At 40.5% G+C, this 11,606-nt stretch carries 9 protein-coding genes; all 9 read right to left on the bottom strand.

The window, feature by feature from the left end; genetic code table 11:
• On the bottom strand, positions 1-3,019 hold a 3,019-nt coding region (locus tag JWG41_RS08885), incomplete at its 3' end, for a transglutaminase family protein (RefSeq protein ID WP_205269573.1).
• Between the two features lie 2 nt (positions 3,020-3,021).
• On the bottom strand, positions 3,022-3,990 hold the full coding sequence (locus JWG41_RS08880) for an alpha-E domain-containing protein (RefSeq protein WP_205269572.1): 969 nt from the start codon (positions 3,988-3,990) through the stop codon (positions 3,022-3,024).
• Positions 3,991-3,999: 9 nt separating this feature from the next.
• Positions 4,000-5,424, bottom strand: coding sequence for a circularly permuted type 2 ATP-grasp protein (locus JWG41_RS08875; RefSeq protein ID WP_205269571.1), 1,425 nt, complete (start codon positions 5,422-5,424; stop codon positions 4,000-4,002).
• 178 nt (positions 5,425-5,602) lie between these two features.
• Positions 5,603-6,352, bottom strand: coding sequence for an SDR family NAD(P)-dependent oxidoreductase (locus tag JWG41_RS08870; RefSeq protein ID WP_205269570.1), 750 nt, complete (start codon positions 6,350-6,352; stop codon positions 5,603-5,605).
• Between the two features lie 21 nt (positions 6,353-6,373).
• A complete protein-coding gene (locus JWG41_RS08865) occupies positions 6,374-6,940 on the bottom strand; it encodes a YqgE/AlgH family protein (protein ID WP_205269569.1) in 567 nt (188 codons plus the stop codon).
• Positions 6,940-7,902, bottom strand: coding sequence for a Gfo/Idh/MocA family protein (locus JWG41_RS08860; protein ID WP_205269568.1), 963 nt, complete (start codon positions 7,900-7,902; stop codon positions 6,940-6,942). Before JWG41_RS08860 ends, JWG41_RS08865 begins: the two co-directional genes overlap by 1 nt.
• A gap of 24 nt (positions 7,903-7,926) precedes the next feature.
• Entirely contained in the window at positions 7,927-9,054 is a 1,128-nt protein-coding gene (gene dnaJ / locus JWG41_RS08855) for a molecular chaperone DnaJ (RefSeq protein ID WP_205269567.1), read from the bottom strand.
• A 20-nt stretch (positions 9,055-9,074) separates the two neighbouring features.
• Entirely contained in the window at positions 9,075-11,009 is a 1,935-nt protein-coding gene (gene dnaK / locus JWG41_RS08850) for a molecular chaperone DnaK (protein WP_205269566.1), read from the bottom strand.
• Positions 11,010-11,031: 22 nt separating this feature from the next.
• Positions 11,032-11,604, bottom strand: coding sequence for a nucleotide exchange factor GrpE (gene grpE, locus JWG41_RS08845; protein WP_205269565.1), 573 nt, complete (start codon positions 11,602-11,604; stop codon positions 11,032-11,034).
• Between the last annotated feature and the right edge of the window lie 2 nt (positions 11,605-11,606).

Here is an 11,606-nt window from a genome sequence, read left to right as displayed (position 1 = left end):
CCAAAGATTGTTGTGCAGGTAGATGTGGATGTAAAGTAAAAACAGGGGTCCAGGCTTTGAATCGCACTCCAGCCACATATTCATTATAAACAGACGTTGCTTGTAGCGGAACCTCGTACCCATTACAACTCAATTTATATCGTTCAGGATGAAAACCTTTTACCTTTACTTGTACTCTTTCTGTGGCTGAGTCGACTCCCCTTGAAGTTCCCTGTGCCGTATTCTCTTCACCGAGTACGTTCCATGGTTCTAAAGCCATACGTAATTCAATTTCCATTCCATCTAAATAACAAATTCCATATTGAGGAAATCGAAATTCAAAAAACGGATCAAAGTCTTTTGATAAAAAACCAAATCCACTATTCTGCAAATCTAAGATCACTTCTTTAAAATCTCGATAAACAAAGTATGGCAACATAAATCGATCGTGCAAATCCGTATTCCAATTGACTGGATTTCCATAATAAGGATCTTCCCAAAACCGACAGATGATTGCCATCATAAATGCTTGTTGGATTACACTCATCTGATAATGAGGAGGCATTTCAAAAGCACGCATTTCGATGAGTCCCAATCTTCCAGTGGGGGATCCTGGATCAAATAGTTTGTCTATAGAAATTTCTGTTCGATGTGTATTTCCGGTGATATCGATTAAGATATTTCTTAACATTCGATCCAACATCCAAGGCGAAGTATTTCGACTGGAATCAATTTGTTGGAATGCAATTTTTAATTCATGTAAAGAATCATTTCTACCTTCATCAATCCTCGGTGACTGCGAGGTAGGACCAATAAACATTCCAGAAAATAAATAAGAAAGTCCTGGATGATTTTGCCAATACGCCACCAAACTTCGCAAAAGCGAAGGTTTGCGTAGAAATGGGCTGTCAGCAACAGAAGCACCACCGAGTGTAATATGGTTTCCACCACCAGTACCTGAGTGACGACCATCCATCAAAAACTTTTCTGCAGTCAATCGAAGTTGTTCTGCTTCCTCATAAAGAATTTTTGTTTTTTCAACAATCTCTCCAAAAGAAGAAGAAGGATGGAAGTTAACTTCAATGACCCCAGGATCAGGAGTGATCTTAAAGCGGTTTAATCTAGGATCATGCGGAGCCTCATACCCTTCCAAAACAATGGGAATATCTGTTCCTAAGGCTGTTTGTTCAATCGCATAAATCAATCGCAACCAACCTTCTAATGATTTGATTGGTGGTAAAAATACACGAATATTTCCATTTCTAGGTTCCACACAAAGGGCAGTACGGGTTCGTTCCTCTGATGCCACGTAACTAACTGTTGTTGTGAGAAATGGTGATTGGCCTAATTCCTTTGCTTTCGGAAGAGCCGGTTTGGGAGCGGCTGGATCTTCAGGAGAAGAAGGAGTTTGTTTTCCACCTAATGAATGTAATGGCAATCTCAATCCGATCGGTGAATCTCCAGGAATTAAGTACATCTTTCCTCGTCGAAAGATCCATTCATCGGATGTCCAAGACTGGTTAGTCACATCATAATCCAATGGAAGTGTATACCCCACTTCTCGATGTAAACCCGAATCGACAACTTTAAGAATTCGTTTACGTTCCATCTCATCGTAAGTGTTTAAATCATCTAATATCGATTCTGTTTCAGCAGGTAAATTTGCTTCTTGCCAAAGATAGTATAAATTATCTTCGTAAGCCGTATGAATCGATGTAGTCGGAACTCTAAGATACTCGCCAAGAACACTAATGAATCTTCTCGCATCTTCTGTTGTTGCCGAACCAGTGTAACGATCATCGGCGAGTAGATAAGGATGGTTCCAAATGGGTTCCCCATCTTTCCGCCAATAAGAAATCATTGCCCATCTGGGAAGAGGTTCCCCCGGATACCATTTCCCTTGTCCATATTGAAGAAGGCCACCGGGAGCAAAATGTTTCCCTAATTTTTTAATCAATTGTTCTGATTTGGAATATTTCTCAAAACCTAAAGCATCAAAATTCCATTCGGGAGCTTCTCGGTTTTCCGTGGAAACAAAAGTAGGTTCCCCACCAATTGTGAGCCTGATATCATTTTTTTTGATTCGTTTGTCAATGGAATCACCTAACCGAATGATACGGTTCCAATCATCGTCTTGGTATGGTAAGGTGACCCTAGGAGTTTCTAAAACTCTTTCCACTCCCATATGAAAAGAAAATTCTATTTTTGCTTTTTCAGCAAAACCATAAATCGGCCCGGCAGATTCTGGTTCCGGAGTCGCAGCCAATGGAATGTGACCCTCACCTGTAAAAAGACCGGAAGTGGGATCAAGACCCACCCATCCGGCTCCTGGGATATAAACCTCTGCCCAAGCATGTAGGTCTGTAAAATCGGATTCCGCACCCGATGGGCCATCCAAAGATTTTACATCGGCTTTCAATTGGATCAAATACCCAGATACAAATCTTGCAGCAAGGCCCAAATTTCTGAGTATCTGGACGAGTAAATAAGCAGAGTCCCGACAAGAACCCATACGAGAAGATAAAGTCAATTCAGGTGGTTGGATTCCCGGTTCCATTCGGATCACATAACCAACGTCAGAGTAAACTTTAGCATTCACTGCTACTAAAAATTCAACAATCCTTCTCGATTCAACATCAATGGTTTTGAGATAAGATGCGAGTAGTTTCCCGGGTTTTTTTACTTTTAAATATGGAGCGAGTTCCTTCTTTAAAACTTTGTCATATGTAAAGGGAAAGTTCTCTGCATACTCTTCGACAAAAAAATCAAAGGGATTGATTACCTTTAAATCGGTAACCAAATCAACTGCTACTTGTAATATATTGGTTTTCTCAGGAAATACCAAACGAGCCAAATAATTTCCAAATGGATCTTGTTGCCAATTTAGAAATTTTTGTTCCGGTAGTATATTTAAGGAATAAGAAACAATATGATTTTTTGTATGTGGAGCCGGTCTTAATCTAACCACATGCGGCGAGAGTTTGATCGACTTGTCATATTGATAGGTTGTGATATGGGAAAGTGCAACTCGTATACTCATAGTTAATTTGTAAAAAATCGTTCCACGATTTTGGAACCTATATGATTGAGTTCTATTTGAATATCATCTAAATATTCATGTAGACCTTTATCAAAAATGGATTTAATGTTTTCTGATCGCAATCGATTCAAATAAACAGTTGTTGCATCTTGCGCCAAGTTTCTTGGTAAACCTTCCTTAATTCCGGAAATTTTTTCTAACGCCTCTTGCATCTCTTGGATACAAAAGAAAATAGATCTTGGGAAGGTTTCATTCAAAATCAAAAACTCAGCAATATCTGTTGGATCCACCCGTTTGTATTTTTGATTGTACATCTCATGTGCAGAGGCCGACTTTAATAATGATAACCATTGTAATAAATCTAAGGTAGAACCCACATCATGAACCGAAGGAAGTAAAATGAAATACTTCATATCTAGGATTCTCGTTGTTTTGTCCGCACGTTCCAAAAATCTTCCAAGTAAGGAGAAATTCCAAACTTCGTCATGCGATATCGTGGCATCGGAACAACCATAAAAACTTTGGCAGCTTTTTCTAACTGTACTTAGGAATTCGGAAAGACCCATGGAAACGGTATCACCATGAAACTCCGAAGATTCCATATAAATTTTGCGATAGTCTTTAATCAAAAGATAAAACTCATTCAATACTTCCCACATGGATGTTGAAATATTTTCACGAATCGTTCTCGCATTTTCTCTTGCCCTGGAAAGACACTGAAATATAGAATTGGGATTTTCTTCATCAAAAGTCATAAACTTTATGACATTGACTGGACTTGGCTCTGAGTATCTTTTTTCAAATAACTCAACGTCACCTGTTGTATGAACAAGAGGTAACCATTGGTTCAAAACCTGTTCATTTAAATCCAAAGATAACTGGTGATTGACATCAATGAACCGAGAGTAGTTTTCTGCTCTCTCGATATATCGATTCATCCAAAAAACTGATTCTGCAACTCGGCTTAACATATAATATCCTTATCCTAAAACCCAGGTGTCTTTTGAACCGCCTCCCTGGGATGAATTGACCACAAGTGATCCTTTGCGGAGAGCCACTCGAGTGAGTCCACCTGGCATCACATAGATATCCTTACCGTATAAAATGAACGGTCTAAGATCTACGTGGCGAGATTCGATTTTATCCGCAATGAGAGTTGGTACTGTCGAAAGGTTTAAAACTGGTTGGGCAATATAGTTTCTTGGATCTGCTTTGATCAGTTCCTTAAAATCTTCCTGTTCTTGTTTGGTAGATTTTGGACCAATGATCATTCCATAACCACCGGCACCATTGGCTGCCTTTACTACTAGATTATGAATGTTTTCCAAAACAAATTGTAAATCTGGACCTTCAGAACATAGATAGGTAGGAACATTGGGAATGATCGGCTCTTCGCCTAAGTAGTATTTAATGATCTTTGGAACATAGGAATAAATTACCTTATCGTCAGCGACTCCTGTGCCCGGAGCATTTGCCAACGCCACATTCCCTCGTTTGTATGCTTCAAAGATTCCCTTCACTCCTAGTAAAGAATCGGGTCTAAAACTGGACTGATCCATAAAAGTATCGTCGATCCTTCGGTAGATAACATCTACCTTACGAAGACCTTTGGTCGTTTTCATATAGACTTTATGATTTTCTACAATGAGATCCGATCCTTCTACCAAATACACTCCCATCTTTTGCGCTAAAAAACTATGTTCATAATAAGCGGAATTGTAAACACCAGGAGTCCATACCGCAATCACGGGATCTACAACATCCGTTAGGTTTTCCAACATAGACCTGAGATGGTAAGGATAATCATAAACTTGGCGAATGTTTAACTTTTCGAATAGTTCCGGAAAGGTTCGTTTCATCACTTCACGATTTTCCAAAACATAAGACACACCAGAAGGACAACGTAAGTTATCTTCTAACACATGGAAGGCACCTGCTCCATCCCGCACCAAATCCGTTCCCGTAATATGTATCCAAATGTCTTTTGGAGGTCGCAAACCAATACACTGTTTGAGGTAACCGGAACTCGACTCAATCATATCCCGAGGAATGATTTTATCTTTGAGAATTTTTCCTTCTCCATAAATATCAGTTAAAAATAAATTGAGTGCTTGGATTCTTTGTTTGAGTCCTTTTTCTAAATTAATCCACTCTTCACTCGGTACAATCCGAGGAATGACATCAAAAGGCATAATCCGTTCTTGTTCACCACCATCACCATACAAGGTAAAGGTGATTCCGAGTGACATGAGAGCCCTCTCGGCAGAACTACTTCGTTTTACGAGTTCGATCCCACCCAAACTCTCCATTTTTGTTTTTACAAAATCGTAACTTTTACGCGGATAACCTTCGCTGGAAAACATCTCATCATATATATTCTTTTCACTATAATCGGCGATAAACATGGGGGCACCCTCTGCTTACTTAGTTAGCAATATTTGTACCAAATGGAAGATATGACGCAAAAGAATGGATTCCGACTCCATCCGACATAAGTAGGTTAAACGAAGGGATTTAACTGTTTAGAAATTAAGCATAGGCAAGAAACCCAGTAAGGGTCTGTCTACAAAGAGTACGGAATGATTAATTTTCGATATTCGGTGCGAGATCGTTAGAGGAAATTTTCTTCTTTTTCTCGTGTTTTAACCGGAATGTATAGGCCAAGGTTCGGAAAAAACGTAGAAAAGGCAAAAATTTTAATAAGAACCGGTTTCCCAATTGGGAAATGTGCTCATACCTTCTCTTCTTCGGGCGAAGGATCGATTGTAAAACCCGGTTTGCCAGTCGTTTCGGTTCGGAAAGTTTTGGCTCCAGGGCAATGACCCTCGAAAATCGGAACTCTCTACCGATTTGTTTGCGAAAGGAATCCCAAAAATAATCCAAAGCAGACTTGGAAGATCCATACAAACCAAATCCAGGAGTCGGGATTTTCGTTAAATCAGAACTAACAACGATTATATGAAGTCCTACAGAAATTAAATTAGTTAAGCGTTGCACTGTATAAATGGGTGCGAGTGTGTTCGAATGAAAAAGGCTTTTTAGTTTGTTCCAATCTTCCTTTTCATCTTCCGCATATGTGATTTGTTCTGAATTTAGAATGAATACATCGATTTTATCTAAGGTTTCAATGGCCGATTCAATCAGTCGTTCCATTTGATCCGGTTTCGAAGGATCAATTTTATACTTTTGGAGATTGGGGTGATTGGGAATTTCTTCTGGATTCGAATCACCAACTACGACAAGAGCACCTTCCGAAAGAAGCAGTGGCAAAAGTTCTTTTCCTAAGGGAGAAGAACCTGAACTGAGCACAATCTTTTTGGATGCAAGTTTCATATCGGTAATTTTTGTAGTGAATCAATTGAGAGATGGATCTTTGGTATGGTCAACAAAGTATTTGTAGATTCCACCCTTACTACGAAGGGCCTCTCGCCAAACAACCTCAGATTCGTCTTCACCAAAAACAATGGATTCGTCCACATGGTCAGAAACAACCCAAGACAACCTTTCAAACTCACTTTCCAATTGGCCGGAAGACCAACCCGCATATCCTTGCAAAACACGAAACTGAATCTGATCGGAAGAAAGAACTTCAATCATTGTATCAAAACTTCGTGCCATATAAATTCCGGGAACAATTTCCACACCAGGATCTTCTGTTTGTTTCCCATTGTGAAGTATGGATACGAACATATTGTCCACAGGGCCGCCAGAAAATACTTGTTTGTTGGAATAAGCCGTATCTGGAAGATTTTTGATTAATGATTCCATTGTTTGGTCGGTGGGTTTGTTTAAAACCAGACCAAAAGCACCGTCGTCGTCATGATCTACCATAAGGACAACGGTTTTGTGAAAAAAATCCTGAATCACACTAGAGTTGGAAATAAGTAACTTTCCGCGAGTTGAATCAGGATTTTCTGTCATTATTTTTTGCCGTGAATTTCTTCCAGGATTTTGTAAGCGACTTCTAAAGTGCTAATATCGGAATCACCCTTCACCATAGGTTCGGATTCTCCTTTAATACATTTTACAAAGTGTTCATGTTCCTGTTTGAGAGGATTGTCTTTGTGAACAAAGATTTTTTCCACGATGGATTCTTGTCTGTATTTGATTTCCCCACTTCCGAGTTGAGTTGTCGAACTTGCTTGTCTATGCAATTCAATCTCTTGGTTGGTAAAATCTAAAAATACGTACGAATCTTTTTGAGAGATATTGAGAGTTCTAATTTTTGCTTGGGAAGCACGGGAAGCATTCAGGGAAGCAACACAACCATTTGCAAAAGTAAGAACTACACTCGCAATGTCTTCGTGATTGGAAACAACGGAAGATCCAACAGCTTTCACTTCTTTCACTTCTGATTTTACCAAGTTCAAAACGATATCGATATCGTGAATCATCATATCCAAAACCACACCGACGTCAGTAATGCGACTGTTGTATGGTGCGATCCTTCTAGATTCAATGAGAAGTGGGTGTTCTGCAATTTTACCAAGTTCTAAAACAGCTCCATTGAACCGTTCCACGTGACCCACTTGCAAAATTAAGTTGTTCTGTTTTGCCAAAGTTACTAGTTCTTTTGCTTCTTCTACCGTTTGCGAAATCGGCTTTTCTACCAAAACATGTTTCTTTTCAGTTAACGCTTGTTTTGCGATTTTATGATGAAGGAAAGTTGGTGCTGCAATGACAATTGCATCCGTTTCCTTTAACAATTCTTCCACTGTTGGAAACGCTTTTGTTTTGTGTTTTTCAGCAATTTGCGCAGAACGTTCTAAATTAGCGTCAAATATTCCAATGAGTTCAGCATCAGAAAGCTGTTTGGCAACGTTTACGTGGTATTGACCCATATGGCCAGTACCAATGACTCCGAGTCGGACTTTTTTATCCATAGATGCTCTCAATACTCCAAAAGTTCAGCGGAAAAACAACTTAGATTTTCCGCCACTGCCCACCTTTTCTCCAGACTCGCGGGCAAATTCTTCCATAAGTTCCCTCTGTTTTTTAGAAAGTTTCTTAGGAATTTCGACTTTGATGATTACGTGTTGGTCCCCTTTTCCATAAGAACCAAGGTAAGGAATCCCATGACCCTTCAATCGGAAGATCTGCCCACTTTCTGTTCCTTCTGGAATTTTAAGTTGGATGGTTTTTCCATCAATGGAGGGTACTTCGATCTCTCCCCCAAGGCAAGCCATGGACAAAGAAATTGTTTTTTGAACAATTAAGTCATTCCCTTGGCGTTCAAAGGTTGGGTGTTTTTTAATATGTGTCACCACATACAAATCCCCACTTGGTCCACCGTTCGGGCCAGACTCACCTTCTCCAGAAACTTTGAGTCGGCTTCCCGATTCTACACCTGCAGGAATTTTAATATGAATGGTTCGTCTTTTCTCTGTTAGGCCTTCACCCTTACAAGTTTTACAAGGATTGGAAATGACTTTTCCTTTTCCTTTACAACGTGGGCAAGTGGTTGTGACACTAAAGAAACCTTGTGTCCTTCTCACTTGACCTGTGCCCGAACAATCCGGACAAACTGTAGGCGAAGATCCTTTCGATGCTCCCGATCCAGAACAATCCACACAAGTTTCCAATCGTGGGATTTCTATTTTGTATTCTTTACCGAGGGCCGCATCTTCTAAACTAACTTCTAAATTATAACGTAAATCCGATCCTCTTTGAGGACCGGACCTTCTTCCACCACCGCGGCTACCGCCAGCACCTCCGCCCCCGAAAAATTCACTGAAGATATCACCGAAGTCCCCAAAGATATCAGAGAAATCTGTATAAGCACCTTGCCCATATCCTCCGCCAGCACCGGCATTCACGCCCGCTTTGCCGAACTGATCGTACGCCGCACGTTTTTGTGCGTCACGTAACACTTCATAGGCTTCAGTAGCCTCTTTGAATTTTTCTTCCGCTTCTTTATCACCCTTATTTTTATCAGGGTGATATTTGATGGCTAACTTACGATAGGCGCTCTTGATTTCATCATCAGAGGCACCTTTCGAAACGCCTAATACTTCGTAGTAACCACGGTCGCTCATAGTTTTGCTTCTTTCTCTATTTATTTTTTATCTTCATCAACTACGGTGTAATCCGCATCGACTACCTTTTCGCCACCGGCTGAAGATTCACTTGCACCTTGTCCCGCGTTTGCACCAGGATCCGCACCCGGAGCTCCTGCTTCAGGGCCTGCTTGCGAATAGATCTTTTGTCCAATTTGCATTGCGACTTCTTGGATGGAATCACGAGAAGCTTTCATTCTTTCAACATCACCAGATTCCATTGCTTCACGGCCGCGTTTGATTTCGTCCTGAGCTCTTTGTTTTTCTGATTCGTCGAGTTTGTCAGCAGATTCTCCAACGGTTTTTTCCAATTGGTAAACAATCGCTTCCAATTCGTTTTTAGTATCAGCCGCTTCACGAAGTTTTTTATCTTCTTCTGCGTGAGCTTCTGCATCCTTAACCATCTTTTTGATTTCTTCTTCAGACAATCCGGAAGAAGATTCAATACGAATCTTTTGTTCTTTCCCTGTTCCTAAATCTTTCGCCGATACATGAACAATACCGTTCGCATCAATATCAAAAGTGACTTCTACTTGAGGTACTCCTCTTGGCGCCGATGGAATTCCCACTAAGTCAAAACGACCGAGGGTTCTATTGGCACTTGCCATCTCACGTTCCCCTTGCAGAACATGAACCGAAACTGTGGTTTGGCTGTCTGCTGCAGTAGAGAACACTTGTGACTTTCTTGTAGGAATGGTTGTGTTTCTTTCGATGAGTTTTGTCATCACACCACCGAGAGTCTCAATACCAAGAGAAAGTGGAGTTACATCGAGTAACAATACGTCAGTAACATCACCAGCAAGAACTCCCCCTTGGATCGCAGCACCAACGGCTACTACTTCGTCTGGGTTTACAGATTTGTTTGGTTCTTTACCAAAAATTTCTTTTACAAGAGCTTGCACAGCAGGGATACGAATCGATCCACCCACAAGAATGACTTCATCAATTTCGCTCGCAGATAATCCTGCATCTTTTAATGCATTGATACATGGAATACGAGTTCTTTCTACAAGTGATCTTGTAATCTCATCAAACTTTGCTTTGGTGAGTGTCATATCCAAATGTTTTGGACCAGATGCATCTGCTGTAATGAACGGTAGATTGATTTGAGTGGAAGATGTTCCAGACAACTCGATTTTAGCTTTTTCAGCAGCTTCTTTCAATCGTTGTACTGTGTTTTTATCTCCAGAAATATCAATTCCTGTTTGTTTTTTAAACTCATCAATCATCCACTGCATGACCACGTTATCAAAGTCGTCACCACCAAGATGAGTGTCCCCATTTGTGGATTTTACTTCGAATACGCCGTCACCAAGCTCAAGGATGGATACGTCAAATGTTCCACCACCTAAGTCATATACTGCGATCTTCGCACTGGTTTTTTTCTTATCAAAACCATAAGCAAGAGCTGCAGCTGTTGGTTCGTTAATGATTCGTTCTACTTCAAGACCAGCAATACGACCGGCATCTTTTGTTGCTTGTCTTTGTTCATCGTTAAAGTATGCAGGAACAGTTACTACAGCTTTCTTTACTTCGTAACCAAGAAAGTCTTCCGCAGTTTTTTTCATTTTCTGAAGAACACGAGCCGCAATCTCTTGTGGAGTGAATTCACCAGAAACGGTTTCAAATTTGACACCATCATTTCCAGCACGGATCACTTTGTAAGATACCATTTTGGATTCGTCACCAGCTTCGTTAAAACGACGACCGATAAAACGTTTCGCAGAACGAATCGTATTTACCGCATTTGTAATTGCCTGGTTCTTTGCGAACTGACCCACAATGGTTTCACCCTTTGCGGTAAAGGCAACAATCGAAGGAGTGGTTCTTGCCCCTTCTGAGTTTTGAATGACAACAGGGTCTCCACCTTCCATAACCGCCACACAAGAGTTAGTGGTTCCTAAATCGATACCTATAATTTTTTCCTTAGACATAATCTTCTCCTTCTTACTTATATTAACTTTGTGGTTTTCCCACTTTTACACGCGCAGGACGAATGGATTGTTTGTTCTCACCTTCTTCATGGTAATAACCAGCTTGGTAAGTTTCCACAACCGTCTCCTCAGCAAACTCTGCACTTTCCTCGGAAGCAATTGCTTCCATAAGCATAGGATCAAACGGCATTCCTTTCGGATCTAAACGTTTGATTCCTTCTTTTTCCAATACGGAATAAAATTCCTTTTGAACCATCTTGATCCCTTCTACGAAAGCGACTACTTCCGGAGTTTGGTTCGGAACATTAGAAACTCGTTCTAAATTGTCCAAAGCACCCGTAAGTCCTTCAGCAAACTTTTTGATGGATTCTTTTCTAGCATTTAACAAGTCATTTGCAGTTCGACGTTTGTAGTTTTGAAACTCCGCACGTTCTCTAAGCCAAGAATCTTTTAAAGTCTCGATTTCTTTTTTAGCGTTATCGAGTTCTTTCTCGGCACCTTCTACTGCTTGTTCAATGGCTTCATCCGACATGGCCTGTCCTTCTTCGACTACCACAGTTTGTTCATCCACGGATTGGTTTGTTTCTTCTGCCATTT

Origin of the sequence: Leptospira chreensis, assembly GCF_016919165.1 — a bacterium.
Lineage (GTDB): Bacteria > Spirochaetota > Leptospiria > Leptospirales > Leptospiraceae > Leptospira_A > Leptospira_A chreensis.
The sequence above is the reverse complement of the archived record's forward strand: the minus strand, read 5'-3'. Positions and strand labels throughout refer to the sequence as shown.